The sequence below is a fragment of the Pseudoxanthomonas sp. UTMC 1351 genome (genome assembly GCF_040948865.1).
Lineage (GTDB): Bacteria > Pseudomonadota > Gammaproteobacteria > Xanthomonadales > Xanthomonadaceae > Pseudoxanthomonas_A.
In genome coordinates, this window is the sequence record NZ_JAVGJT010000001.1 from 65,777 (window position 1) to 89,711 (window position 23,935).

General features: G+C 61.3%; 26 protein-coding genes. 16 read left to right on the plus strand and 10 right to left on the minus strand.

Features of this window, described 5'->3' with window-relative positions:
• Positions 1 to 152: 152 nt before the first annotated feature.
• The 8 genes from pyk to AB6O04_RS00310 all read left to right on the plus strand — a co-directional run bounded on the left by pyk (position 153) and on the right by AB6O04_RS00310 (position 8,217).
• Positions 153 to 1,619: a pyruvate kinase gene (gene pyk / locus AB6O04_RS00275; RefSeq protein ID WP_368561610.1), complete on the plus strand. Its 1,467-nt coding sequence runs from the start codon at positions 153 to 155 to the stop codon at positions 1,617 to 1,619.
• A gap of 45 nt (positions 1,620 to 1,664) precedes the next feature.
• Positions 1,665 to 2,246, plus strand: coding sequence for a hypothetical protein (locus tag AB6O04_RS00280; RefSeq protein WP_368561611.1), 582 nt, complete (start codon positions 1,665 to 1,667; stop codon positions 2,244 to 2,246).
• A gap of 119 nt (positions 2,247 to 2,365) precedes the next feature.
• Complete coding sequence (locus AB6O04_RS00285) at positions 2,366 to 3,370, plus strand: class I fructose-bisphosphate aldolase (protein WP_368561612.1); 1,005 nt, start codon at positions 2,366 to 2,368, stop codon at positions 3,368 to 3,370.
• 348 nt (positions 3,371 to 3,718) lie between these two features.
• Positions 3,719 to 4,195 (plus strand): MarR family winged helix-turn-helix transcriptional regulator, encoded by a 477-nt coding sequence (locus AB6O04_RS00290; protein WP_368561613.1) that lies wholly within the window; start codon positions 3,719 to 3,721, stop codon positions 4,193 to 4,195.
• 3 nt (positions 4,196 to 4,198) lie between these two features.
• Positions 4,199 to 5,296 carry an efflux RND transporter periplasmic adaptor subunit gene (locus AB6O04_RS00295; RefSeq protein ID WP_368561614.1) on the plus strand — a complete coding sequence of 366 codons (1,098 nt, stop codon included), beginning with the start codon at positions 4,199 to 4,201 and terminating at the stop codon, positions 5,294 to 5,296.
• A gap of 168 nt (positions 5,297 to 5,464) precedes the next feature.
• The gene (locus AB6O04_RS00300) at positions 5,465 to 7,009 is read left to right on the plus strand and encodes an MDR family MFS transporter (protein WP_368561615.1); all 1,545 of its coding nucleotides are present in this window, start codon (positions 5,465 to 5,467) and stop codon (positions 7,007 to 7,009) included.
• A gap of 319 nt (positions 7,010 to 7,328) precedes the next feature.
• Entirely contained in the window at positions 7,329 to 7,715 is a 387-nt protein-coding gene (locus tag AB6O04_RS00305) for a VOC family protein (protein WP_368561616.1), read from the plus strand.
• Between the two features lie 88 nt (positions 7,716 to 7,803).
• Positions 7,804 to 8,217, plus strand: a complete 414-nt coding sequence (locus AB6O04_RS00310) for a hypothetical protein (protein ID WP_368561617.1) — start codon at positions 7,804 to 7,806, stop codon at positions 8,215 to 8,217.
• Positions 8,218 to 8,575: 358 nt separating this feature from the next.
• Here AB6O04_RS00310 and cysK read toward each other — a convergent pair whose 3' ends face one another.
• Complete coding sequence (gene cysK, locus AB6O04_RS00315; RefSeq protein WP_368561618.1) at positions 8,576 to 9,535, minus strand: cysteine synthase A; 960 nt, start codon at positions 9,533 to 9,535, stop codon at positions 8,576 to 8,578.
• A 24-nt stretch (positions 9,536 to 9,559) separates the two neighbouring features.
• Positions 9,560 to 10,732 carry a uroporphyrinogen-III C-methyltransferase gene (gene cobA, locus AB6O04_RS00320; protein WP_368561619.1) on the minus strand — a complete coding sequence of 391 codons (1,173 nt, stop codon included), beginning with the start codon at positions 10,730 to 10,732 and terminating at the stop codon, positions 9,560 to 9,562.
• 480 nt (positions 10,733 to 11,212) lie between these two features.
• Between cobA and AB6O04_RS00325 the strand changes: the two genes are divergently transcribed.
• The 8 genes from AB6O04_RS00325 (at position 11,213) to AB6O04_RS00360 (ending at position 15,335) form a co-directional block, all read left to right on the plus strand.
• Positions 11,213 to 12,196 carry a LysR family transcriptional regulator gene (locus AB6O04_RS00325; protein WP_368561620.1) on the plus strand — a complete coding sequence of 328 codons (984 nt, stop codon included), beginning with the start codon at positions 11,213 to 11,215 and terminating at the stop codon, positions 12,194 to 12,196.
• Positions 12,197 to 12,265: 69 nt separating this feature from the next.
• Positions 12,266 to 12,601, plus strand: a complete 336-nt coding sequence (locus AB6O04_RS00330) for a hypothetical protein (protein WP_368561621.1) — start codon at positions 12,266 to 12,268, stop codon at positions 12,599 to 12,601.
• Positions 12,602 to 12,854: 253 nt separating this feature from the next.
• Positions 12,855 to 13,247, plus strand: a complete 393-nt coding sequence (locus AB6O04_RS00335; protein ID WP_368561622.1) for a hypothetical protein — start codon at positions 12,855 to 12,857, stop codon at positions 13,245 to 13,247.
• A gap of 79 nt (positions 13,248 to 13,326) precedes the next feature.
• Positions 13,327 to 13,551 carry a hypothetical protein gene (locus AB6O04_RS00340; protein WP_368561623.1) on the plus strand — a complete coding sequence of 75 codons (225 nt, stop codon included), beginning with the start codon at positions 13,327 to 13,329 and terminating at the stop codon, positions 13,549 to 13,551.
• Positions 13,548 to 13,796 (plus strand): hypothetical protein, encoded by a 249-nt coding sequence (locus AB6O04_RS00345; protein WP_368561624.1) that lies wholly within the window; start codon positions 13,548 to 13,550, stop codon positions 13,794 to 13,796. The genes AB6O04_RS00340 and AB6O04_RS00345 overlap by 4 nt, the downstream gene beginning before the upstream one ends.
• Before the next feature lie 82 nt (positions 13,797 to 13,878).
• The gene (locus AB6O04_RS00350) at positions 13,879 to 14,394 is read left to right on the plus strand and encodes a nuclear transport factor 2 family protein (RefSeq protein WP_368561626.1); all 516 of its coding nucleotides are present in this window, start codon (positions 13,879 to 13,881) and stop codon (positions 14,392 to 14,394) included.
• 71 nt (positions 14,395 to 14,465) lie between these two features.
• Positions 14,466 to 14,861 (plus strand): GFA family protein, encoded by a 396-nt coding sequence (locus tag AB6O04_RS00355; protein WP_368561627.1) that lies wholly within the window; start codon positions 14,466 to 14,468, stop codon positions 14,859 to 14,861.
• 78 nt (positions 14,862 to 14,939) lie between these two features.
• Positions 14,940 to 15,335 carry a putative quinol monooxygenase gene (locus tag AB6O04_RS00360; RefSeq protein WP_368561628.1) on the plus strand — a complete coding sequence of 132 codons (396 nt, stop codon included), beginning with the start codon at positions 14,940 to 14,942 and terminating at the stop codon, positions 15,333 to 15,335.
• A gap of 243 nt (positions 15,336 to 15,578) precedes the next feature.
• Here AB6O04_RS00360 and AB6O04_RS00365 read toward each other — a convergent pair whose 3' ends face one another.
• The 8 genes from AB6O04_RS00365 to cysI all read right to left on the minus strand — a co-directional run bounded on the left by AB6O04_RS00365 (position 15,579) and on the right by cysI (position 23,908).
• Complete coding sequence (locus tag AB6O04_RS00365) at positions 15,579 to 15,950, minus strand: hypothetical protein (RefSeq protein ID WP_368561629.1); 372 nt, start codon at positions 15,948 to 15,950, stop codon at positions 15,579 to 15,581.
• Positions 15,951 to 15,992: 42 nt separating this feature from the next.
• Positions 15,993 to 16,763 (minus strand): LytR/AlgR family response regulator transcription factor, encoded by a 771-nt coding sequence (locus tag AB6O04_RS00370; RefSeq protein ID WP_368561630.1) that lies wholly within the window; start codon positions 16,761 to 16,763, stop codon positions 15,993 to 15,995.
• The gene (locus AB6O04_RS00375; protein WP_368561738.1) at positions 16,753 to 18,012 is read right to left on the minus strand and encodes a sensor histidine kinase; all 1,260 of its coding nucleotides are present in this window, start codon (positions 18,010 to 18,012) and stop codon (positions 16,753 to 16,755) included. Before AB6O04_RS00375 ends, AB6O04_RS00370 begins: the two co-directional genes overlap by 11 nt.
• 378 nt (positions 18,013 to 18,390) lie before the next feature.
• Entirely contained in the window at positions 18,391 to 18,894 is a 504-nt protein-coding gene (locus AB6O04_RS00380; RefSeq protein ID WP_368561631.1) for a hypothetical protein, read from the minus strand.
• A gap of 275 nt (positions 18,895 to 19,169) precedes the next feature.
• Positions 19,170 to 19,679, minus strand: coding sequence for a hypothetical protein (locus tag AB6O04_RS00385; RefSeq protein ID WP_368561632.1), 510 nt, complete (start codon positions 19,677 to 19,679; stop codon positions 19,170 to 19,172).
• 173 nt (positions 19,680 to 19,852) lie between these two features.
• Positions 19,853 to 20,239, minus strand: a complete 387-nt coding sequence (locus AB6O04_RS00390) for a hypothetical protein (RefSeq protein WP_368561633.1) — start codon at positions 20,237 to 20,239, stop codon at positions 19,853 to 19,855.
• 1,243 nt (positions 20,240 to 21,482) lie between these two features.
• On the minus strand, positions 21,483 to 22,208 hold the full coding sequence (locus AB6O04_RS00395) for a phosphoadenylyl-sulfate reductase (protein WP_368561634.1): 726 nt from the start codon (positions 22,206 to 22,208) through the stop codon (positions 21,483 to 21,485).
• On the minus strand, positions 22,205 to 23,908 hold the full coding sequence (cysI, locus tag AB6O04_RS00400; protein WP_368561635.1) for an assimilatory sulfite reductase (NADPH) hemoprotein subunit: 1,704 nt from the start codon (positions 23,906 to 23,908) through the stop codon (positions 22,205 to 22,207). Before cysI ends, AB6O04_RS00395 begins: the two co-directional genes overlap by 4 nt.
• Positions 23,909 to 23,935: the final 27 nt, after the last annotated feature.

Sequence of the window (23,935 nt, forward strand, 5' to 3'; positions counted from 1 at the left end):
CTACAGCTGAAAACAAGCGATTTTTGCGGTATCGGAGCGCCCCCGCGCGCTTGTCCTGAGACAATCCGCGTATGTGTACTTCGCAAGGCCAACGCAAGTCGTTGCGCTATGTGCGCGGTGTGTTAGCGTTTTAGTTTTCCAGGGACCGCATCATGACCGACCGCCAGCGCCGTACGAAGATCCTCGCCACCCTCGGACCGGCGACCGATCCACCGGGCGTGCTGGAAGATCTGTTCCGCGCCGGCGTGAACGTCGTCCGCCTGAATTTTTCGCATGGTGATCCGTCCGGACAGGCCAAGCGTGCCGCCGCGGTCCGGCTTGCGGCGCAACGCGTTGGCGCCGAAGTCGGCATCCTCGCCGACCTGCCCGGTCCGAAGATCCGCATCGAACGTTTCGCCGAAGACAAGGTGATGTTGAAGGCGGGCGACCGCTTCGATCTGGTGGCCAGTGCGGATGCGCCGCTGGGCGATACCACGCAGGTCGGCGTCAGTTATCTGGGTCTGCCAAACGATGTCGTCCCCGGCGATGTACTGCTGCTCGATGACGGGCTGATGCAGTTGCGTGTGGAACGCGTCGAAGGCGAGCGCATCGTCAATACCGTGATGAACGATGGCGCGTTGTCGAATCGCAAGGGCTTGAACAAGCAGGGCGGCGGTCTGTCGCTGGGCGCGCTGACCGAACGCGACAAGGAATTGATCGCCATCGTGGCGCAGATCGGCGTGGACTTCATTGCGGTATCGTTTTGCCGCAATGCGCAGGACATGCACGACGCCCGCCGTATCGCGCTGGAGCACGGCTGCGACGCGGCACTGGTTTCGAAGATCGAACGCACTGAAGCCATCGAGAACCTGGCCGAGATCATCGACGCCAGCGACGTGGTGATGGTGGCGCGCGGCGACTTGGGCGTAGAAATCGGCGACGCCGAGTTGCCCGGCCTGCAGAAGAAAATCATCAGGGAATCGTTGGCACGCAACCGCGTGGTGATCACTGCCACGCAGATGTTGCAGTCCATGGTGGATAGCCCCATTCCCACCCGCGCCGAAGTGCTGGACGTGGCCAACGCAGTCATCGACGGCACCGATGCGGTGATGCTATCGGCCGAAACCGCCGCGGGCAGCTATCCGGTACGTGCGGTCGAGGCGATGGCGCGCATCTGCCTGGGCGCCGAGAAGCAGTTCGAGATGGACACCGATTTCGAAAAGGCGCCGCGTAATCTCGAACGCGCCGACCAGGCCATCGCGATGGCGACGATGTTCCTGTCCGAGCACATCGGCGTGCGTGCGATCGTGGCGATGACGGAATCCGGCGGCACCGCACGCTATCTGTCGCGGTTCCGTTCCAGCGCACCGATCTACGCGTTCTCGCGTCACGACGGCGCACGCCGCAAGATGGCGATGATGCGTGATGTGTTCTCAATCGCCTTCGACAGTCGCGGCCTCGCCCCGCGCGAAGCAGCGCGTGATTCGATGCAGGTCCTGCGTGACCGTGGCTTGCTGGTGGAAGGCGACCGCGTCATCTTCACCAGCGGCGACCACATGGAGCGCCATGGCGCCACCAACACCATGCGCCTGCTGCAGATCGGCAGCGATGGCAAGCCCGAGGGGCTTGGCGAACTCTGAGCGCGTGAGCACAGCACGCGGCGCCGTGGCACGTGGCACCTGGCGATGGCATCATCCGATTCCATTGCCAGGGAGCTTAATGTGATACGGACGAATGCTTTCAGCCTGTTGTGCACCGTCATTCGCGCCATCGTCATCTTTGTACTGGCCACCGCGCTGGTGCAATTTCCGGCGATTTTCATCCAGATGCGCCAACAAATAGTGGATGGCGGTTTGGTTGGCATGCTGGCAGCGAGCATGGCCGTGTCGTTTGGCCTGCTGGCTTTGATCTGGCTCTATGCCGATAAGTTGGCCCGACTCGCACTCGCGCGCCCACAGGAACCGATATTCGAAAGCGACCTTGAACCGCGCGTATGGTTTGGGCTGGCGGTGTCCGTCATTGGTGCCTGGTTCTTGTTCTTTGCCCTGAAGGACGGCGTTTATTTGTTGATGCGATGGATGCTGCTGTCGCGGGCGAACGCCGACGTTCTGGAGGCTGTTCAGCAGCAGCCAGACTTTGTAGCCGAGATGGTTTCAGCGGTGTTCGAGGTTGCATTGGCGATCCTGTTCCTGCTGCGTGGGCAGGGAATTGCCCGCTGGGTCCAGCGCATGCGCTATGGGAACGCCGAAGGCGGCTCGCAGATATAAGCCTTGGCGCCATTACGCAAGTGCTACACCCTGGAACCCGTTTGTAGTCACGTTCACGCAGAAGCGCCATGTACAACGGGCTATAATTGGTATCTTCCCCGTCGCCCCGTAGGAAACCCATGAGCATTGAACAGCTTGCCGAAACCGCCCAGGCCATGGTGGCCGCCGGCAAGGGCATCATCGCCATCGACGAATCCACCACGACCATCGCCAAGCGGTTCGCGGGCGTGGGTATCGAGAACAACGAAGAAAATCGCCGCGCCTATCGTGAGCTGCTGCTCACGACCCCCAAGCTCAGCGACTACATTTCCGGCGCCATCCTGTACGACGAAACCATCCGCCAGTCCACCAAGGATGGCGTGCCCTTCGCCAAATACATGGCCGCCAACGGCATCATTCCGGGCATCAAGGTCGACAAGGGTACCCATCCCCTGGCCGGCTGCCCGGGTGAAGTGGTTACCGAAGGCCTGGACGGTCTGCGCGATCGCCTGAAGGAGTACTACAGCCTGGGCGCGCGTTTCGCCAAATGGCGTGCTGTCATCACCATTGGCGAAGACATCCCCTCTGGCACCTGCATCGAAGCCAATGCCCACGCGCTGGCGCGCTATGCCGCGCTGTGCCAGGAGCAAGGCCTGGTGCCGATGGTGGAGCCGGAAGTCCTGATGGATGGCGATCACGACATCCAGACCTGCTACGAAGTCACCGAAGCCACGCTGCGTTCGCTGTTCGGTGCGTTGTACGAGCAGAACGTGCTGCTGGAAGGCACCATCCTGAAGGCTTCGATGGTCGTTCCGGGCAAGGACTGCGAAGAGCAGGCCAGCGTGGAAGAGGTCGCCGAATCCACCGTGATGTGCCTGAAGAGCACCGTGCCGGCGATCCTGCCGGGCATCGTGTTCCTGTCCGGCGGGCAGAACGACGAAGACGCCACCGCGCACCTCAACGCTATGAACCAGCTGGGCAATCTGCCGTGGCCGCTGTCGTTCTCCTATGGTCGCGCCATGCAGTCCGCCGCACTGGCGCTGTGGTCGAAAGACCTGGCCGGCAATTTCGCCAAGGCCCAGACCATCGTGCACGCCCGCGCCAAGGACAACGGCTTGGCAGCGCTGGGTAAGTGGGAAGGCTGATTCGAGCTTAGAAATTCAGCGTTAAGAAGAAACGCCGGCCAGTGCCGGCGTTTTTTTTGCGTCTTGATCGGCAGATAGCTCCGGTCGCCCGCGTCATGCAGGAGCGCCGTTCCGGCGCGAGCTTCTAAGCAAATCCCCCCTCAAATGCTTTTCAACCGCCGAATGGCGGGTCATCCCCCTTTGCAAAAGGGGGAGGCGAGACGTTATCGCGCTCCTTGTTCCCTGTCCCCCGTGTCCGTGCTCTGAGGCTATCGGTATCGGCTCCAAATGAACGGGCAGCAACACCGGCAGCCGAAATTCACGCGCAGCGTACAAATAACTGCCTAAGCAGCTATATCCTACGCACCCATGAGCCAAGTACATGAGTCCACCTCGACCATCGGCTATTTGATCGCCGATCTCAGCCGCCTCTACGGCCGGGTTTTCGACCGCCGCGCAGCACATCTGGGTCTGACCCGGGTGCAATGGCGTGCGCTGAAACGTATCCACCAAGCTGAAGGCATCACCCAAGCGGCGCTGGCCGACCTGATGGATATGGAACCCATCGCCGTGGGTCGGGTTATCGACAGACTGCAGAAAGCCGGCTTCGTCGAACGCCGCAGCGATCCCGACGACCGCCGGGTATGGCGCCTTCACCTGTCATCGCAATCCACCCAGATCATGGACGCGATCGAACAGGTGTCGGTCGGTGTGCGCCAGGACAGCGTGGCGGGTGTCGATCCCGGCGAATTGCAGACCGCACTCAAGGTGCTTTCCCAGATCCGCGAAACCCTCTCCCAGCTCGACCGCGCCAGCCGCGGCGAGTCTTCCCTCCGCAAGGGCTGAACCATGACCACCAAGATCAACGAAACCGCCGAAGCGGCGGCTACCGCTCCTGCTCCCAAGCGTCGCCGTGTGCCTCTTTGGCTGTGGTTTGCCGGGCCGTTGGCCGTTGCGGGATTTTTCGGCTGGGAATGGATCCAATCCAGCCGCGAAGTCGATACCGACAATGCCTACATCAAAGCCGATCGCATCCTGATCGCGCCCCAAGTCGGCGGGCGTGTCGTGGAAGTGGCGGTCAACCAGAACCAACCGGTCAAGAAGGGCGATCTGCTGTTCAAGATCGATATCGATCCGCTGGAAATCGCCGTGGCCCAGAACGAAGCGCTGGTAGCGCGCATGGCCAATACGGCCAACGCGAGCCGCGCGAAAGTGACGGGCACCGGTAGTTCCATCGCTGCCGCCAAGGAAACCTTGGTCTGGGCACAACGCGACCTTGTGCGCATGGAAAGCCTGGCGTCGCAGCAATTGGTGGCCCGCAAGATGCTGGACGACGCGCGCCATGCCGTCGCCGAAGCGCGCACCGATCTTTCCGAGGCCATCGCCACGCGGTCCGAGGCCACTGCAACCTTGAGCGGCAACATCCGTACGCCCACGCAGGATCTGCCGGAATATCGCGCCGCACTGGCCATGCTGGCCAAGGCGAAGCTGGACCTGGCGCACGCGGAAGTGCGCGCACCGGTGGACGGCATTGTTGGGTTGCACGACTTGCAGGTCGGCGAATACATCAATGTGGGCCAGACTGCGATGCCGCTGGTGGCCACCTCGCCTATCTGGGTTGAAGCCAACTTCAAGGAAACCGAACTGACCAAGATGCACATCGGTCAGCCGGCAACGATTGAAGTCGACACTTATCCCGGTGTGAAGTGGAAGGCGCACGTGGCCTCCATCGCGCCCGCATCCGGCGCCGAGTTCAGTGTGCTGCCGCCGCAGAACGCCACCGGCAACTGGGTAAAGATCGTGCAGCGTATTCCAGTGCGGGTGGAGATCGACAGCGCCCATCGCGCGGACGCACCGCAGTTGCGTGCAGGCATGAGCGCGGAAGTGAGCGTCGATCTGCGTGATGGTGGTGGTGCCAGCTCGACGCACGCAACCGCATCGCGATGAAGCGTATTCCCATGTACTCGAGATAACAGCCGTCCCGCATTTCAGACAAACAAAACAAAGGCGAGGCAGGGGCCTGGCTCTCCGCAGTTGATCGCAGCCTTCTGATTCGTCCTTCCGTCATCCGCCTCGCGGAGCGGCTTCTCTGAGAGAGAAGGAAAAATCCAACCCATGAACGAATTGCATAAGAAAAGCGACGCCGCCGACGCCAAGCGTCCCTTGCTGGTGGCTTCCGTGATGTTGGCCACGCTGATGCAGGCGCTGGACACCACCATCGCCAATGTGGCGTTGCCGGACATGCAGGGCTCACTGTCAGCCACTCAGGACCAAGTGTCGTGGGTGCTCACTAGCTACATCGTGGCCGCAGCCATCCTGACGCCCGTCACCGGATGGTTGGCGGGCCGGCTGGGGCGCCGCCGTTTGTTGATCATCGCGGTCGGCGGTTTCACCGTGGCGTCGTTGTTGTGCGGCATCGCTACGGGCATTGGCGAAATGGTGATGTTCCGCATTCTGCAAGGCGTGTTCGGTGCATCGCTGGTGCCAATTTCGCAATCGCTGCTGCTGGATGCTTTTCCCAAAGAGAAGCACGGCGCTGCGATGGCGATGTGGGGCATGGGCATCATGGTCGGTCCCATTCTCGGACCACCGCTGGGCGGCTTTCTGACCCAGAACTACAGCTGGCATTGGGTATTTCTGATCAATCTGCCCATCGGCATCCTGGCGTTGATCGGCATCATGGCCAGCGTCAAGAAGGACGAACTGCACCAGCGTTCGCTGGATGGCGTAGGGCTGGGATTATTGGCGCTGGGCATTGGCGCGCTGCAATTGTTTCTGGATCGCGGGCAGGGCGAAGACTGGTTTGGCAGCCTGGAAATCCAGGTCGAAGCCGCGCTCGCTTTCCTCGCGTTGTACCTATATGGACTGTGGTGGTGGCGCCGGCGCGAGCATGCCTTGCTTGACCTGGGGTTGCTGAAAAATGGCAACTTCGCGGTCGGCTGCGCGCTGATCTTCGTGGTGGGTATCGTGCTGTTCGCCACGCTGGCGCTGTTACCGCCGTACCTCAACACGTTGATGAACTATCCGGTGCTGACGATTGGCTTGGTACTGGCGCCGCGCGGTGTGGGAACGATGTTCAGCATGATGGTGGTGGGTCGGATGATGGGCCGGGTAGATGCGCGTTGGCCCATCCTTACCGGCATGGCCATGATGGTGTACTCGCTGCACGGCATGACCCAGTTCGGCCCGACCGCATCGATGGAAGCTATCGTCTGGCTGGGTGTGATCCAGGGCATGGGATTGGGGCTGGTGTTCGTGCCAATCTCGGCCGTGGCCTATGCGACGCTGGAGCCACATCAACGCACCGAAGCCGCGGGACTTTTCAGCCTGGTGCGCAATATCGGTTCGTCGGTGGGAATCTCCGTGGTGATGACGCTGTTGTCCCGCGCGTCGCAGATCAATCATGCGGAAATCGGTGCGCGCATTCCGGCGTTCGGTGCGGAAACCACATTGTTGCCCTCGCTATGGGATCCGAACACCACCGCCGGCGCCGCGCTGTTGAACAATGAGGTCCTGCGCCAGGCTGCAGCGATCGGCTATCTCAATGATTTCAAACTGATGATGCTGCTGACGTTGTTGTCGATGCCCTTGGTTTTGTTGATGCAGAGCGGGAAATCTCCCGCCGGTAAGGCAAGCGCCGATGCCGCTGCGGTGCATTGATCGTTGAGAGCCGTTGCTCTGGGAAACCGTTGCTACGCCGATTGTCAATCTGCCTTGGCGACAATGCCGACATTGCCATCCTGTGTGAGCGACGTGAGTCGCGACCGGAAACATCAACGTCGCGACTCACGTCGCTCCCACAAGAGATGCATCCATGTTTTCTTTGTTGAATCTTGTTCAAATCTGACTCGGTTGAGCGTATCCGAAGCCCGTACTCTAAGGGCAGCGCAGCAAGCTACGCTCTACGAGGGCAGCGCAGCAAGCTACGCTCTACGCGGGCGGCGAGGCAACGGAGCGCTCTCCGCTCTACAATGCGACCATGAATATCGCCGGCATCCACCACGTCGCCATCATCGCTTCGGACTATGCGCGTTCCAAGCACTTCTACACCGAGATACTGGGCCTTGCGGTCATCGCGGAGGTTTACCGGCAAGAACGTGATTCCTGGAAGCTCGATCTGCGCGTCGGCGACGGAGTGCAGATAGAACTTTTCTCGTTTCCGTCACCGCCGCCACGGGTGTCGCGCCCTGAAGCGTGCGGGCTGCGTCATGTTGCATTTCGTGTGAACGATCTTGATGCTGCGGTGGCGCATCTGAATGATCGCGGCGTACCGGTCGAACCCATACGAGTGGACGAATACACCGGCAAGCGCTTTACGTTCTTCGCCGATCCGGACGACCTGCCGCTGGAGTTGTACGCCGACTAACCCTCGGGCTATGGTGAGGCCGGACAACCATCGGTCATCCAGCATGTCACCCAGTCAAATCCGATTCCCGCCCGAGGCGATCGCTGCGTTGGAGCAAGGCAATGCCATCGTCGCGATCAAGCTGGTGCGTTCCGCCAATGACATGGATCTGCGCACTGCCAAACAAACGGTAGAAGCCTATCTGTTGGGAGAGCGGAGCTTCTCGACCGAGGCGTTCGAAACACCAAAGGAAGTCCACGTGGATACAGGCGAGCTACCTTCAGAAGCGCTCGCCGCGCTTGCCAAGGGCAAGCGGATAGAAGCGGTCAAGATAGTCCGGGAGCATTACGGTCTGCATCTGAAGGAAGCCAAGGACAAGGTAGATGCTTATTTAGCCAAGCATCCTTCACACGACAGGCAGGCAATCAAGACATCGACGGTGCAGCGCGACAAGATGCTGCCGCAAGGCTGGTGGATATTCTTGGGTCTCGCACTGCTGGCGGCTTTTTATTTCTTGCGGTAGAACGCATGCCACTTCTCGTAGATCCGAGCTGCGCCTCGCGGTAGCACCGAGCCGGTGGCAATGAGGCCGTCGCAACGGCGAGCGGTAGCGAATCGCCGCTTGAGGTGCTCGCGACCGGAACATCAACGTCGCGACTGACCGGTGCCGGCATGCCGGCACCACTCCCACAAGTTGGGTCCGTTGCTTTTCGTAGAGCCGAGCTTGCTCGGCTTGATGTGTCCGAAGCTTGTTGTGGTAGAGCAGCGGAGCAAGCTCCGCTCTACGAAAAGCGCGTAGCGGCTATTCGCTACCGCCGGCCGTTGCGACGGCCTCATTGTCACTGACCCGGTGCTATCGCGAGGCGCAGCTCCGCTCTACGTCACCCCAGCGACGCCAACCACTCGTCATCCGAGCCTTCGTTGACGCCTTCGAACAGCGGTGTGGAGAAATAGCGCTCGCCGGTGTCGGGTAATACGGCCAGGATTACCGAACCTTCGGTGGCCTGCTCAGCGACCTGCAACGCCGCGGCGACGGTGGCGCCCGCAGAGATGCCGACAAAAATGCCTTCCTCGGCCGCCAACCGGCGCGAGATCGCGATGGCGTCGACGTCGGTGATCGACAAAATCTGGTCGGCCACGTCGCGGTTCAATACTTCCGGTATGAAGTCCGGCGTCCAGCCCTGGATCTTGTGCGGCTGCCATTCCTTGCCCTGCAGCAGCGAAGCGCCGGCGGGTTCGGAGGCGGTGATCTTCACTTCCGGCCGTGCCACGCGCAGCACTTCGCCCACGCCGGTCAACGTACCGCCGGTGCCCCAGCCGGTGACGAAATGATCCAACCGTTGCCCCGCGAAATCCCGCAGGATTTCTGCGGCCGTGGTCTGCCGGTGATAGGCCGGGTTGGCGGGATTGGCGAACTGCCGCGCCAGGAACCAGCCATGCTTCTTCGCCAGTTCTTCCGCGCGACGCACCATGCCGCTGCCGCGCTCGGCGGCGGGCGTCAGGATCACCTTCGCCCCGTAGGCACGCATCAGCTTGCGGCGCTCGATGGAGAAGGTTTCCACCATGGTCGCCACGAACTTGTAGCCGCGCGCTGCGGCCACCATCGCCAATGCGACACCAGTATTGCCGGAGGTCGCTTCGATAATCGTGTCGCCCGGCTTCAGCAGGCCCTTGGCTTCCGCGTCCAACACGATGGCCAGCGCCAATCGATCCTTGACCGAGCCGCCCGGGTTGAACGATTCCGCTTTGGCGTACAGCGTGACGTGTTGCGGCGCCACACGGTTAAGCCGGATCACCGGAGTATGGCCGATGGTGTCGAGGATGCTGTTGTAAATAGCCATGGAGTTCTCCGGGATCGAATGAGGTCAGGCCGCCCGCGGCAGTGTAGGCGCGGAAAGGTTGTCGGAATATGGCAAGGGCGCTCGCAGAGGAGGGCCGCCAAACCAGTGTAGTGTTTCGGCCAGCGCGGCCACTTCGCCCAAGATTAGCAGGGCGGGCGAACGGACCCCGTGGTGGCGAGCGGTATGCGGCAGATCATCGAGTTGGCCAATCACCACGCGCTGTTCCTCACGGGACCCATTCTCGACTAACGCAAATGGGGTGGAAGCCGGACACCCTTCGTCGGTCAGGCGCGCGCGCAATGTGTCGAGTTCGCCAACACCCATATAGAACGCCAGCGTCTGCCGCTCCCGCGCCAATGCCGGCCAATCCAGCGTATCCAGCGAGGCTTTGCAATGTGCGGTAATCAGGCGCACTGATTGCGCATGGTCGCGATGGGTCAACGGAATGCCGGCGTAGGCGGCGCATGCCACAGCGGCGGTAATGCCGGGCACCACCTGATAGGGGATGCCATGTGCTTGCAGGAACTGAAGCTCTTCGCCACCGCGCCCAAACACAAACGGGTCGCCGCCCTTCAACCGCACCACGCGTTGACCGGCGCGGGCGTGTTCCAGCATCAACGCGTGGATTTCTTCCTGCCGGATGCTATGGCCCTGGGCCGATTTGCCGACTTCGATGCGAACAGCGCCGGGCCGCGCCAGTCGCAAGATCCCTTCGCTGACCAGGCGGTCGTGGAGGATCACGTCGGCCTGGTTCAACGCACGCAGCGCATTCAAAGTAAGCAGGCCCGGGTCGCCGGGGCCGGCGCCGACCAGCACGACGGAACCCGGCACCTGTGCGGCTTGTGCCGCCGACTCCCGGGAACTGGATAGCTCGACGTCTTCTGCCACGCTCACCAACAGGCGCCGGGTTTCGGCGGAAGCAATCAGAGCCTGGCTGATAGTCACGTCATCGGTGGCCGCGATCGCCAGCCAGACGCCTTCCAGCCAGTCCTCCTGAAACTCGCCGGTCAACCACCTGATGCGTCCCGCCTGCACCCAGGCACTTAGTTGCGCGGTAAGTACCGGCGCGCCGACGCGGGGCAGGGCGCCGGATTGGAGCAGGGCTTCGGTCTTGCGTTCAGCCGCCGCGCCGCCGCCCACCACCAGTACGGGGCGGTGGCGCAGGTCGGCGAACAAGGGAAACAGCGGAGCGCTCACGCAGGTAATCATCGGATCGGGTTGCTGACCGTAACGCTGGCTGAGAACCGCCGGAAATAACTTGGCCCGAATAGCATATGTCTTGCGGTTATAAGCACAGGCGGCTACGGTCCAGGTAAATCCACTAGTCTTTGAACAACCCCCTGGCTGTCCCTGTCCGCGCCCGGACGCAGCCATCGAGACCTAGGGCCTGTTAACACTTATGGAGTATGCCGCGTTGTTTCCCAATGGCCGCCAGGTGGTGTTGCGCAGCGCTGCGCCTCGCTGTCTTGCCAGAGCCTGCCCCTGCGAAGGCAGGGGTCAAGCTGCGCGGCGCCGCATGGTGGCCATTGGGAAGCAACCCGAAGGGCCGGGCCTGTGGACGCGCGTGGCCGCGTCATCACTTGGTTGCGTATCGACATACGCGCCCTCGTTCTTCCTTGCCTCGCACGCCCACAGGCTCGGCGCGGCATGCTCCATAAGTGTTAACAGGCCCTACTAATGACGCTGACGCAACTCCGTTACCTGGTCGCCATTGCCGATGCCGATCTGAACATCACACTGGCGGCCGCGCGCGTGCACGCCACCCAGCCGGGGTTGTCCAAGCAGCTGAAGCAGTTGGAAGACGAGCTGGGCTTCCTGCTATTCGTCCGTAAGGGCCGCAGCCTGGAATCCATCACCCCCGCCGGTGGCGAAGTGATCGAACGCGCCCGCGCGGTGCTGGCCGAAGCCTCCAACATCCGCACCTACGCCGCCAACCAGCGCCACGAAAGTCAGGGCCAGTTGATCCTGGCCACCACCCACACGCAGGCTCGCTTCGTGCTGCCGCCGGCCATCGCCCAGATCAAACGCGCTTACCCGCAGGTCAGCGTGCACCTGCAACACGCGGCGGAAAGCGCGGCGCTGGACCTGCTGAGCGAGGGCGACGCCGATATTGCCGTTATCAGCACGGCCGGCGAGCAGCCACAAGCCGGCATCGCCGTACCGCTGTACCGTTGGCGCCGGCTGGTGCTAGTGCCCAAAGGGCATGCCTTGGATCGGCCTGGGCCGGCGCCCGGCATGGCCGAACTGGCACAGCAGCCGCTGATCAGCTACGAATCTTCGACCCGCCCGGAGTCGTCGTTGCAGCGTTCCTTCGCCAGCGTGGGGCTGGAACCGACCATCGCGCTGACCGCATTGGATGCGGACCTGATCAAGACCTACGTGCGTACCGGCCTGGGCGTAGGCCTGCTGGCGGAGATGGCTGTCAACGCCAGCGATACCGACCTGCGCGCCTGGCCGGCGCCCAAGGAAGTAAAGGAATGCATTGCTTGGGCGGTACTGCCACGCGAGCGGGTGCTGCGGGACTACGCCTTGGAACTAGTGCATGTGCTGGCCCCTCAGGTGGACCGGCGCGACCTGCGCAGGGTGCTGGACGGCAACCAGGAGCCAGACTGGCCCGAACCGCCCACCTGGGAATCGCTGAGCCAAAGCATCACCAATTGACGCTGAGCCGCAGTTCGTACACGCTCGCCACAGGCAGGCTCGCCGCAGGACCGCGTCGGGGAAGAGCGCATGAGGCCGATTTCGAAGATGGTATTGCGTATGTACGCGCCGCCGGTGGTTATCGTCACCGGTGGATTCGCCGTGGCCGAAACAGTGGCACGCACGCAAAGCGCGATTGCCACGCTTACTGCGGGTCGCATCGCTTCTTTGTCTTTTTTGCTCGCCATCCTGCTGGGCACTACCTGGGCGCTGTACGCGACTTGGCGCTTATACCGTTGGGCCCGCGGCCGCGAACTACGCTGCGCCTGCGGCGGCCTGATGTCCCGCGTGCGTACCGACCGGCAGGGCGAGGCTTATCGCAAGTGTCTGGCTTGCGGATGTAAGTCGGAGCATATGGCGCATTGAGTGGGCCACTATTGCCGCCATCGCCAGAACAGCGTTCCTCGACCAGGCATACGCGCCGCATGACTGTCCAATATCGTTATCGACAGCTCCGCAAAGGGGACAAGTTAATGGGTGGACAACCTACGACTAGCCGGAAAAAATCTGCAGAGTTATCGACAAGAAGCCGTGACGAATAAAGCTCGGCCGGGTGACAGCTTCGGCATTCAAAGTTGGGCGATTCAAGGACTACACACTACAACGAGGAGGAATATCCATGTCGCGTAACTTTATTCTGGTCTTGATGCTTTGCTTGGCATCGTTCGGTGCTTGGCGGCACTTCAAGGGGGATGCTCAGCAAGTCTCCTCCCAAGCATCGACGGAAGCGTCGTCTCTTGGCTCGTCGTCCGAGGGTACCGTAGTCGTATATGGACGCGACAATTGCAGCTACACCCGGAAGACCCTTGCAGCGTTGCAGGCCAACGGCGTGCCGGTTACGTACGTAAACATCGACTACACCAGTGCTTACAATGCTTTCCACGATAAGTTCGACGGCACGGGTTTGGCCGGCGAGCGGGGTTATGCGCTGCCGGTGGTCGAACTGGCGGGGCGTGCAAGCATGCGGCCCGACCCAGAGGCTGTGGCGCGCGAGTTCATAAGAACGCAATGAGTTTCCCGCACAACGTCATTGGCGGAATCCGCTCGACGAACGGGCCTCCGGGTCCATTGCCATAGGAACTCATTGCCGCATGCCTTCCCAGGATATCCCCACGCTTTACGACTGGCTCGGCGGCATGGATGCGTTGAACCGGCTGACCGAGCGCTTCTATGAGCGGGTCAGGGAAGATTCCGTACTCGCGCCGGTATTCGCGCATATGGACGGTGAACACCCAAGCCATGTCGCTGCGTTTCTCGCAGAAGTGCTTGGTGGGCCCGCTGAATATCCGCGCAGCACGGCGGCCACCCGCATATGATCCGGCAACATCTCAATCGCCATCTCACTCAGGAACAGCGGCGGCGTTGGGTCAGTTTGCTGTTGGCGACGGCGGATGAATTGCGGTTGCCGGATGATCCTGAATTCCGTTCCGCGCTGGTGGGTTATCTGGAGTGGGGCTCGCGCTTGGCGGTCATCAATTCGCAGCCCGGCGCGGCAGTTGATCCACATGCGCCCATGCCGCGCTGGGGTTGGGGAGAGGTCAAAGGTCCGCATACCGGCTGAGGTCGGCAACAATCCGTTCTCGGTATCGATTCGTTGCCGGCTGCGATTCGCCGGCCCTTCAGATTTTTCGACGAGGTTTGCCATGAAACTCCGGTTTTTATTGCTGTCTGCCATGTTGTGCCTGCCCATGGCTTGCCTGGCAGAAGAGGCTGCCGGTCCGGCCACCGCTACCACCCCCGATGAACTGAAAACTTCGATCCGTGACCGCAGCCAGGCGGTGTTCGACGCGGTGTTCGAAACGTGCGACCTGACCGCGCTTCGCGCTCTGATCGCCGACGACATGGAGTTCTATCACGACAAAGGCGGCGTGGTGGCTCGCTCAGGAGGCGAGTTTATCGATGTGGTCGACAAGCGTTGCGCCGACCGGAAGAAACCTGGCTATCGGTCGCGGCGCGAGCTGGTAGAAACTTCGTTGGAGGTCTATTCCATTCCCGGGTACGGTGCGATGGAAGTGGGAACGCATCGCTTTTACGAGCGGCGGGACGATGGTCCCGAATCGTTGACCGGCATCGCCAAGTTCGCCCACGTCTGGCAGCAGGTGAATGGCGAATGGAAGCTGTCGCGGGTGATGAGTTATGCGCATGGTCCGGCGCCTTGATCTAGCGCCGCGGGAGGTCGTGGCTTCCAGCTTTAAACTATGGACGCATTCAAAACTTCAGAAGACCAACCATGCTCAAGCAAGTAGGTGGAGTACCCATACGAGCCAAGCACCGTGCAACGTGTCACTGCGGGTCGGTGGAGTTGGAGCTTGATCTTCCCGACGGCATCGTGAATCCAAGGCGATGCGATTGCTCCATTTGCAGGCGCAAGGGTGCTGTCGTTGCTTCGGTGTCGCTGAGCGGCATACGCATCGTCAAAGGTGCGGAGCACCTGAAGCTCTATCAGTTCAACACCTGCACGGCAAAGCACTATTTTTGCTCCCATTGCGGCATCTACACCCACCATCAGCGCCGATCCAATCCTGAGCAGTATGGATTCAATGTCGGCTGCCTGGAGGGCGTCAATCCATTCGACATTGCGGATGTGCCCACCAACGACGGCGTAAATCATCCCGCGGATCGGTAGATGTGAATGCTAGGGTGACGGGGAAATGAGGGTCGAGCGATTCGCGACCGGACCACAAGCAAGAGCTGGGTACAGATCATGCAAATCACGCGTCGAGACTTCATGGCAACGACGGCGGCGACCGCGATGGTTACTGCCATTCCGGGTTGGATTTCTGAGAGAGGAAAAGACATGTACGGTCTGATTGGAAAGATGAAGGCGGCGCCGGGACAGCGCGCTGCGCTGATCGCGATATTGCTGGAAGACGTGGGCGAGATGCCTGGCTGCCATAGCTACGTCGTGGCGGAGGACCCGAAGGACGACGATGCCATCTGGATAACCGAAGTATGGGATAGCCAGGAAAGCCATCGCGCTTCGTTGTCGCTGCCATCAGTGCAGCAGGCTATTTCCCGCGCGAAGCCGATCATCGCGGGTTTCGAAGAGAGTTTCGAAACGCGGCCGGTGGGCGGGCATGGGCTGCTTCTGGGTAGCTAGCAACTAATCATGCTCAAAGAGCTGGCGGGATACAGATGCGCTCCATGCATTTGCGGGCACCGTCGCGGATCAGTGAAGCTGGACTCGGCAGGCGTGTTTTTTTTCTCTCTTCGGGCACGTGCACTCGCCACATCCATGTGGCTCGCCCTTCGGGCGGCTTCGCCGTGCAAATCGGCGGTCCTGCCGATTTGTCTCTCGAGGGGAGAAGGGAATTTCGCCTACTTCCTTAGGCAACCGCCAAGATCAAGCCCCACATCCCGACGTCGACGCAGAAATTTCCCGCCGATCGACACATAAGCGAAAGCCGGATGGCAATCCGTGAACCTCGCGGCGCTCGCCCGGCGCCAATGCGAACTGATCCAGTGTCTGGCGTGTGCAGTTCGAGTTTTCACCCGGCGCGGCTACTGGGCAGCTTTCCGCATAGATCAGGTAGTGGCAGCGGCCGCTATCACTTTCGAAACATTGGAACGTAGCCACGTCATCCACCTGCGTGGCCTTGCTGAAGATGGCGCCGGCATCGCCGCCGCTGGTGCGAGTGATGTGGGTGACGCTGGGTTTTTCGTTGCATCCCGCCAAAGTCATCAGGCAGGACATCAGGGACGTGATGATACGCATGGCGATTCCTTGAGCTGACGAGAGCGGCGCAGGCGCCGCGGTTTACATGTTGCGAAACAGGGTCATGAATGGCTGGCTGACCGTCAGTGTTTCTGGCCGGGTCTTCAACTTCACCTTGCCCTTGCCGGTGTCATCGCGAGTGACCGAGGCGATGGCCTTCAGATTGACGATGGTGGAACGGTGGATCTGCTTGAACGTGTTGGGATCCAATGCATCCAGCAGCTCGCGGATCGGCGTGCGCAGCAGCGCTTCGCCGTCCGCGGTCATTACGGTGGTGTACTTGTTGTCGGCCTGGAAATAGGCCACGTCGTCCACCATGATCAGCCGCGTTTCCTTGCCGGTGCTGGCGGTGATCCACACCAGTGGTGGCTTAGAAGAATTGGGCAAGCGTGCCGACAAATGACGCAGCAGCGCGTCCAGGGTGGCGGCATCAGGATGACCGGCCGCGGCGCGCGTCTGCACACGTTGCACCGTCGCCAGCAGGCGGTCACGGGCGATGGGCTTGAGCAGGTAATCCACCGCGCCTTGTTCGAAGGCATCGATGGCGTACTGATCGTATGCGGTGACGAAGACCACCTGCGTCCGCGGACTGGCTTCACTCATCGCCCGTGCCACTTCGATTCCGGTCAGGCCGGGCATGCGGATATCCAGGAACGCAACATCGGGCTGATGCTCGGCAATGGCTTCCAGCGCGGATGCGCCGTCTTCGCATTCGGCCACGATATCCAGGTGCGGCCAGACTTCGCGCAGTAGTGAGGCCAGCGCAGTGCGCAGCAGTTCCTCGTCCTCGGCGATGACGCACTTAAGCGACATGGCGCGCTCCTTCGGCCGGCTTCGGAAGGGTCAGCGTGGCCGCTACGCCGTTCGGAAAATTGGAGACGATGGCGAACGAAGCAGCGGGGCCATAGGTCAGGCGCAGACGCTCTCGCAGGTTCTTCAAGCCAATGCCGGTACCGCTGCTCTGGGTGTTGAAGCCTTGGCCGTCATCGGCCACGGTCAGGGTGGCGTGGTCGTCATGCTGGCGCGCCAATATCCAGACGGTGCCGCCGCCTGGCTTGGGCTCCAGGCCATGTTTGATCGCGTTCTCCACCAGGGTCTGCAGCATCATCGAAGGTAGCGGCAGCGCCTTCAGCGAATCCGGCACCTCGATATGCAGGTTCAACCGCGCGCCCATGCGGATCTTCAGGATTTCCAGGTATGCCTGGGTGAGTTGCAGCTCATCGCCCAACGTGGAAAGCGAGTCTTCGGTGCGCGGCAGCGAACTACGCAGGTACTGGATGAGGTGGCCTAGCATCTGGTCGGCGCGCGCGGGATCGGTGCGGGTCAGCACCTGGGCGCTGGCCAAGGTGTTGTAGAGGAAGTGCGGCTCCACCTGCGCATGCAACAGGTTCAGGCGCGCCACGGTGAGTTCTTTTTCGGTAGCGGTCTGCTCGGCGGCGGCTTGCTCGCCGCGGCGGTGCTCGGCCACGCGGTGGGTAAGGGCGCGGGTCAACGCCTCGGCGTTTTCCAGATTGCTGCCGTCGTCCAGGGTGAACAGGTCGGTCCAGGCATCGGCATCGGGACCGCAGATCAGCAGGACGCTGCTGATGCCGTTGCGCGGGGTGACCGTCGCCAGCACTTGGTTGCGGGTAATCGCAAAACGGGCGAACACGTTGAAGCGCGAGGGCGGTTTGCCGCCGTAGATATCGACCCGCTTGACCTTGGCGCTGACTTGCAGGCTGTCGCGCGCACTTTCGATTTCCTCGCTGCGCGGCAACTCGCGAATGGCTGCGTCCAGCAGATCGAAAGCCACGCCGGCATCGAACGGTACTTCGATCTGGCGGCGCTGGCGGCTGGACAAGGTGCCGTGGTCCAAGCGACCCGCCACCAGCCAGACCCGGCGCAGATGGGAGATGGTGCTGATCAACACCGACACCATGACCAGCATGGCCAGCAGGCCGAAGAACCACCCGGGTGATTCGTCCATGCCGCTGAAGACGCCGCTCCACAAGAAAGCGGCCACGATAATGGCGGCGACCCAGGCGGCGATGATGCGAGCGACAAGAAAGAGACTGGCGAACACGGGAGGTACCGGCATTGCTGGATTGCCGGGGAGCATAGCGGGCCGCGCGGGCGCTGTGTCTGGTGAAGCGACGAGGTGGGAAATTTGGCGACGAAACGCCGGGTTTTGGGAGTGAACCTTGATGGTTTGGAGCGTTCACAGCGGCGGTCGTTTTCGGTGACTAGGGGCAAGGGCGAACGACGAAGAGCGGAGAGCTCGCGGCGGGACGCCGCTCCTACCCAGCAAACGCCCTCCTACGATGTGTGTCGGAACCTTGTAGGAGCGGCGTCCCGCCGCGAGCTCTTGATCAGCATCCAGAGCCGCCAGGAACGCCGCGGGGTCGGACACAACGAACCATATAAATGAGAAGGCCTCTCGACGAGAGGCCTTCTCCGGAGTCTAGAAGAAACAGTCGTTGACCAAGCCATCCAGGATCGTGAGCCTGGAACCAGGCAGGGGTGCATGCAAAGGTGTACTACCCGCCAACGCGGTTATCAGTTTAGCGATGCCGATATTCTGATCCAGCGGCGTGCGGCAGCGCCACGAACCCTTCTCCACGACGATGCTGCCGCTGATCGGGTCGACCTCTTCGTTGCTGGCGGCGAACGTCCAGGCACACATGCCAATGTGGCCGGTCGTCTGATCCACCGAGCAGTTGTAGCGTAGCGCTTCGATGTTGCTGAAATAGCCGCCACAGAAACTGTCGGCGCAGATGTTATCGAAATTGCTTTTGAGTCTTCGCGTCATGCTGTACCACGCATCGAGCTGAGCGCCTGACATATAGGTTGTCGCGTTGATATAGGTTCCGGTGGTGGGCGGTGATGGCGAAGCAAGTGCATTTGCGGACAGCGAGAACAGCAGGGTGAAGCCGAGCAAAAGGCCGGCGTGTTTTGTCTTGGTCATAGTATCTTCCTTGAGTGTGATGGTTGCGCGGCGGTGCCGCGTTCAAAAGTAGCCGCCTTCAAGCGCGACGAAGGGCGAAGGGCGAGAAGCGGAGAGCGGAGAGCTCGCGGCGGGGCGCCGCTCCTACCAAGCGGACGCGCTAGTTCTGAACCATGTAGGAGCGGCGTCCCGCCGCGAACTCTTGATCCACACCTAGCGGCTGCCAGGAGTGCCGCATATCGAAGGTAAACGGAACCGGAGCATGAAGGCCTCTCGATGAGAGGCCTTCATGCGGGTTAGAAGAAACAGTCGTCGATCAAACCGTCCATGATCGTGCGATAGGAGCCAGGCAGCGGTGCATACAACGGATTGTTGCCCGCCAGCGCGGTAACCAGTTTGTCGATGCCGATATTCTGTTCAAGCGGTGTGCGGCAGCGCCAGGATCCTTTCTGCACAATGATGTTGCCGCTGACCGGATCAACCTCTTCGTTGCTGGCGGCGAACGTCCAGGCGCACATGCCGATATGGCCGGTGGCCTGATTCACCGAGCAGTTGTAGCGCAGTGCTTCGATATTGCTGTACTCGCCTCCGCAGAATGAATCGCCACAAACGTTGTCGAAGTTGTTCTTCAGTCTCCGCGTCATGCTGTACCACGCATCGAGCTGGGTGTCCGACAGGTAGGTTGTCGCGTCGACGTAGGCTCCTGTCGTCGACGGCGACGGAGCGGCATGTACATTCGCGGATATCCAGAATAGTAGTGTGAGGCTGGCAGCGAGCAAAAAGCGGACGTGTCCTGTCTGGGTCATGGCGTTCTTCATTGAGTGGGATGATGGTGCGGCGGCGCCGCGTCCAAAAGATCGCCGCTTTGGGCGCTTGATCCCATCAGAGAAAGACTGATATTTGTGTCGGCTGCCATGCCTGACGTTTGTCGGAGTTTTCCGATGAAGCTATTCGGCTATCACGCGATGGATCCAACCACTCAGTAGTAGCCCGTCAAATTCAGAAACCAACCGCGGTTGTCGTAGCTGAAATCCGTGAGATCATCGCTGAAGTCGGTGAAGTTGTAGCCGGCACCCAGTTTGAAGTTCTCGCCCATCTGACGGTCGGCGCCCATCAACCAGCCACGCCGGGTGCCGCCATCCTTCACTCTGAAGCCACGGTATTCGGCCATGGCGTCCCAGCGGGCGATCAGGTGGTAACGCACCTGCACGGCACCGAATTGCGCGCGGCTGTCGAACCAGGTGCCAGCGCCGCGTCCGCTGCGATAGTCGCCCCAGCGGCCGGCGATCTTGGCGGCGATTTCCCAGCGCGGACTCAACTGATGCAAGCCTTCCAAGGCGATCACACGCGAGCGCTGGTCGAACATGTCGGGCTCCGCTCAGCCGAAGCCAGGCCATAGAAATGGCTGAACTATCGAAGGCGGCCTGAAGCGCAATGCACGCAAAGTGGTTGGTAAATGCGTTACTTAACTTCTGCTGGAAGTGCCGTGTTCCCTGGAAAATATGGGAGTAAATATATTTACCTAAATAATGAAAGTAGTCACGCCGATCATAATATGTAGCGTAGAACCGACAAGCGGCGTGTTGTGCGGGCCGTTGATATGTAGACTGCATTGGCGGGTGACCACCCCTCCGCGGCATCGCGCGGCTCCGCCGCCCGCTTCCCCCACGGGGCCGGCAAGGATGCTGGCCCGAGTTGGGCTGGTAAACATCACGGTGGAAAGGGAGTTTCCTGCCAAAGTGCAGCGCGTGATCAATGGAGGATGAGATCGCGCTGTACCTCCCCGGCGGCACACTGCGCCATCGGTTTTTTATTCGATCGATCTCTGCCTAGAGCGGAGCCTGCTTCGCTAGCCACGAATAATTGTGGCGTCGCGAAGAGCAGCCGAGCTTTCCAAAGGGGATTTAAACAAGCTCGGCTCTACAAAGGCGCGGAGGATCCATTGTGGGAGCGATGTGAGTCGCTACCGGAATCATCAACGTCGCGACTCACCGGTGCCGGCATGCCGGCACCACTCCTGCAAGGAAATCTATGCGTGCTCAGTTGCTTTTGGCGGCTTCGTATGCCACACGGTTTTGTAGGAGCGCCGTTTCGGCGCGAGCTCTTGCTTTTGCCGCGATCTGGTAGGAGGAGCTCGCGGCGGGACGCCGCTCCTACCGACGAGACGCCGCTCGTACAGGGTGGCTTTCGGTGCTCGGCTCTACAAGCAGGAACAAGGAATCTATCCGTGCTCTGCTACTTTCTGACTGCTTCGGATGCCATCCGCTTTTTTGTAGGAGCGCCGTCTCGGCGCGAGCTCTTGCTTTTGCCGCGATCTGGTAGGAGGAGCTCGCGGCGGGACGGCGCTCCTACCGACGAGACGCCGCTCGTACAGGGTGGCTTTCGGTGCTCGGCTCTACAAGCAGGAACAAGGAATCTATCCGTGCTCTGCTACTTTTCTGACGGCTTCCGATGCCATCCGCTTTTTTGTAGGAGCGCCGTTCTCGGCGCGAGCTCTTGCTTTTGCCGCGATCTGGTAGGAGGAGCTCGCGGCGGGACGCCGCTCCTACAAAGATCGCATATCGATGCTGCGTATCTGCAACGGCGAACACCTGTGGGTATTTGCTCAGTTACAGATCACCACCGTGAATGCCGCATTCGCGCTTCAGGCCGAAGAAGCGGGTGTCTTCTTCACGCATGCCCGGTTCCCAGCGGGATGTGGTATGGAAGTCGCCGATGGAGACGTAGCCCTGTTCCCATAGTGGGTGATAGGGAAGATCGTGCTCCTTCAAGTAGACCCAGATATCGCGGTCCGTCCAGTCGACAATGGGATTGACCTTGAGCCGGCCGCCACGCAATTGCAGCACGGGGGTATTGGCGCGGCTGGTGGATTGGCTGCGGCGCAGGCCGGTGAACCAGGTTTTCACTTCCAGTTCGTCCAATGCGCGCTTCATCGGTTCGACCTTGCGCAGGTCGTTGTACTGTTCGATGCCGACTAGTCCCTGTTCCCACAGACGGCCATGGCGCGCTTCCATCCAGGCGCGGCTGACCAGGGGACGGAATACCTGCAGGTTCAACTTCAGGCGCTCGTGCAATTCGTCGGCAAAACGGTAGGTCTCCGGAAACAGATAACCGGTGTCGATCAGGATCACCGGGATATCCGGCTTCTGTTGCGTCACCATATGGAGCAACACAGCGGCTTGCGCGCCGAAGCTGGAGGACATCGCCGGGTTGGCTTGTCCGTTCTCCAACGCCCATGCGACGCGTTCTTCCGGCGTGCGGCTTTCCAGCCAGGCGTTCTGTTCCGCTGTGGCGTCCTTTTCGTACGGTCCAGTGGCAGGTTGGGTGGCGCTCATGCGTGCAGTTCCAGTGCGATTTGGCGGTGAGTGGGATAAGGCGGCAGGGCAACGATGCCGCTGCGGTGGAGGAAATCGCCGAAACCTTCGCCGCTCTCGCGTTCGCCCGCATAACGTGCGAACAGCGGTTCCAGCGTGTCCAGGATTTCGGCTTCGGTGATGTTTTCGCGGTACAGCGTGTTGAGGCGCTGGCCACGGTGATCGGCGCCCAGCATCAGGTTGTAGCGGCCGGGTGCCTTGCCCACTAGCGCGATCTCGCCCAGATATGGGCGCGAGCAGCCGTTGGGGCAACCGGAAATGCGCAGCAGGATGGGGGTGTTGTGCAGCCCATGTTTTTCCAGCAGTGGCTCTAGTTTGGTGGTGAAGTCGGGCAGGTAGCGCTCCGCCTCGGCCATCGCCAATCCGCAAGTAGGCAGTGCCACGCAGGCCGCGGCGGCGCGTGCCAATGCGGTGCCGGTGCGCAGGCCAGTATCCAACCCATGCGCGTGCACCAGCGCATCGATGCGCTCGCGCTCGCCCGCGGGAACGCCGGCGATCACCAGGTTCTGGTTGGCCGTCATGCGGAACTCGCCGCGATGGACATTCGCTATTTCGCGCAGCCCGGTCAGATGCGGCGCATGCGGCCTATCGGCGATGCGCCCGGCGGAAAGGTGCAGCGTCAGGTGCCAGCGGCCGTCTTCACCTTCGACCCAACCATAGCGGTCGCCGTTGTGATCGAAACGGAAAGCACGTGCCGGTTGGAGAGATATCCCGGCACGGCTTTCAATCTGTCCCACAACAAAAGCCAGTCCGTGGTCGTCGATGGTGTACTTGAAGCGGGCGCGCTTGCGCAGCACGCGGTTGCCGAAATCGCGCTGCGTGGTGACCACGGCGGTGGCAACGGTCAACAGCTGATCCGGCGTGATGAAACCAATGACGTTGGCGATGCGCGGATAGGTTTCGGCATCGCCATGGCTTGCGCCCATGCCGCCGCCGATGGTGACGTTGAAGCCAATCAGTTCGCCGTTCTCGATAATCGCGACGAAGCCCAGGTCGTTGGCGAATAAGTCCACGTCGTTGATCGGCGGCACGGCGAAACCGATCTTGAACTTGCGCGGCAGGTAGGTGGCGCCGTAGACCGGCTCTTCCTCTTCGCCGCTGCCGGCCACGCGTTCTTCATCCAGCCAGATTTCGTAGTAGGCGCGGGTGTTGGGCAGCAGATGCTCGGACAGCTTGGCCGCCCAGTCCTGGACCTGCGCATGCGCGCGCGATTCCAGCGGATTGGCCGCGACCAGCACGTTGCGATTGACGTCGCCGCATGCGGCCAGCGTATCGATCAACGCGGCGTTGATGGCCTGCATCGTGGCCTTCAGTTCACGCTTGATGACGCCATGGAACTGAAAGGCCTGGCGCGTGGTGATACGCAACGAGTGGTTGGCATAGCGGGTAGCGATGTCGTCCAGCTTCAGCCATTGCTCCGGCGTCACCACGCCGCCGGGCGTGCGCGTGCGGATCATGAACTGATACGCAGGCTCCAGCTTTTGGCGGCGACGTTCATCGCGCAGATCGCGATCGTCCTGCTGATAGCTGCCGTGATACTTGATGAGCGTCTGGTCCGACTCGCGCAGGGCGCCCGTGACCGGATCGGCCAGGCTATCCAGCAAGCTGCCGCGTAGGCGCTTGCTTTCGGATTTGATGTCTTCTACGGAGTGGGTGCTCATGGGTGGCCGGGAATCGGGAATGGGGAA

Excerpts from the sequence above, each read along its gene's own strand:
- AB6O04_RS00365 (WP_368561629.1), bottom strand. The coding sequence starts at position 15,950 with ATGCGTATCATCACGTCCCTGATGTCCTGCCTGATGACTTTGGCGGGA.
- AB6O04_RS00330 (WP_368561621.1), top strand. The coding sequence starts at position 12,266 with ATGAGGCCGATTTCGAAGATGGTATTGCGTATGTACGCGCCGCCGGTG.
- AB6O04_RS00290 (WP_368561613.1), top strand. The coding sequence starts at position 3,719 with ATGAGCCAAGTACATGAGTCCACCTCGACCATCGGCTATTTGATCGCC.
- AB6O04_RS00345 (WP_368561624.1), top strand. The coding sequence starts at position 13,548 with ATGATCCGGCAACATCTCAATCGCCATCTCACTCAGGAACAGCGGCGG.
- AB6O04_RS00350 (WP_368561626.1), top strand. The coding sequence starts at position 13,879 with ATGAAACTCCGGTTTTTATTGCTGTCTGCCATGTTGTGCCTGCCCATG.
- AB6O04_RS00305 (WP_368561616.1), top strand. The coding sequence starts at position 7,329 with ATGAATATCGCCGGCATCCACCACGTCGCCATCATCGCTTCGGACTAT.
- AB6O04_RS00360 (WP_368561628.1), top strand. The coding sequence starts at position 14,940 with ATGCAAATCACGCGTCGAGACTTCATGGCAACGACGGCGGCGACCGCG.
- AB6O04_RS00395 (WP_368561634.1), bottom strand. The coding sequence starts at position 22,208 with ATGAGCGCCACCCAACCTGCCACTGGACCGTACGAAAAGGACGCCACA.
- AB6O04_RS00355 (WP_368561627.1), top strand. The coding sequence starts at position 14,466 with ATGCTCAAGCAAGTAGGTGGAGTACCCATACGAGCCAAGCACCGTGCA.
- AB6O04_RS00340 (WP_368561623.1), top strand. The coding sequence starts at position 13,327 with ATGCCTTCCCAGGATATCCCCACGCTTTACGACTGGCTCGGCGGCATG.
- pyk (WP_368561610.1), top strand. The coding sequence starts at position 153 with ATGACCGACCGCCAGCGCCGTACGAAGATCCTCGCCACCCTCGGACCG.
- cysI (WP_368561635.1), bottom strand. The coding sequence starts at position 23,908 with ATGAGCACCCACTCCGTAGAAGACATCAAATCCGAAAGCAAGCGCCTA.
- AB6O04_RS00280 (WP_368561611.1), top strand. The coding sequence starts at position 1,665 with ATGGCATCATCCGATTCCATTGCCAGGGAGCTTAATGTGATACGGACG.
- AB6O04_RS00300 (WP_368561615.1), top strand. The coding sequence starts at position 5,465 with ATGAACGAATTGCATAAGAAAAGCGACGCCGCCGACGCCAAGCGTCCC.
- AB6O04_RS00295 (WP_368561614.1), top strand. The coding sequence starts at position 4,199 with ATGACCACCAAGATCAACGAAACCGCCGAAGCGGCGGCTACCGCTCCT.
- AB6O04_RS00370 (WP_368561630.1), bottom strand. The coding sequence starts at position 16,763 with ATGTCGCTTAAGTGCGTCATCGCCGAGGACGAGGAACTGCTGCGCACT.
- AB6O04_RS00385 (WP_368561632.1), bottom strand. The coding sequence starts at position 19,679 with ATGACCCAGACAGGACACGTCCGCTTTTTGCTCGCTGCCAGCCTCACA.
- AB6O04_RS00390 (WP_368561633.1), bottom strand. The coding sequence starts at position 20,239 with ATGTTCGACCAGCGCTCGCGTGTGATCGCCTTGGAAGGCTTGCATCAG.
- AB6O04_RS00325 (WP_368561620.1), top strand. The coding sequence starts at position 11,213 with ATGACGCTGACGCAACTCCGTTACCTGGTCGCCATTGCCGATGCCGAT.
- AB6O04_RS00285 (WP_368561612.1), top strand. The coding sequence starts at position 2,366 with ATGAGCATTGAACAGCTTGCCGAAACCGCCCAGGCCATGGTGGCCGCC.
- AB6O04_RS00380 (WP_368561631.1), bottom strand. The coding sequence starts at position 18,894 with ATGACCAAGACAAAACACGCCGGCCTTTTGCTCGGCTTCACCCTGCTG.
- cysK (WP_368561618.1), bottom strand. The coding sequence starts at position 9,535 with ATGGCTATTTACAACAGCATCCTCGACACCATCGGCCATACTCCGGTG.
- AB6O04_RS00335 (WP_368561622.1), top strand. The coding sequence starts at position 12,855 with ATGTCGCGTAACTTTATTCTGGTCTTGATGCTTTGCTTGGCATCGTTC.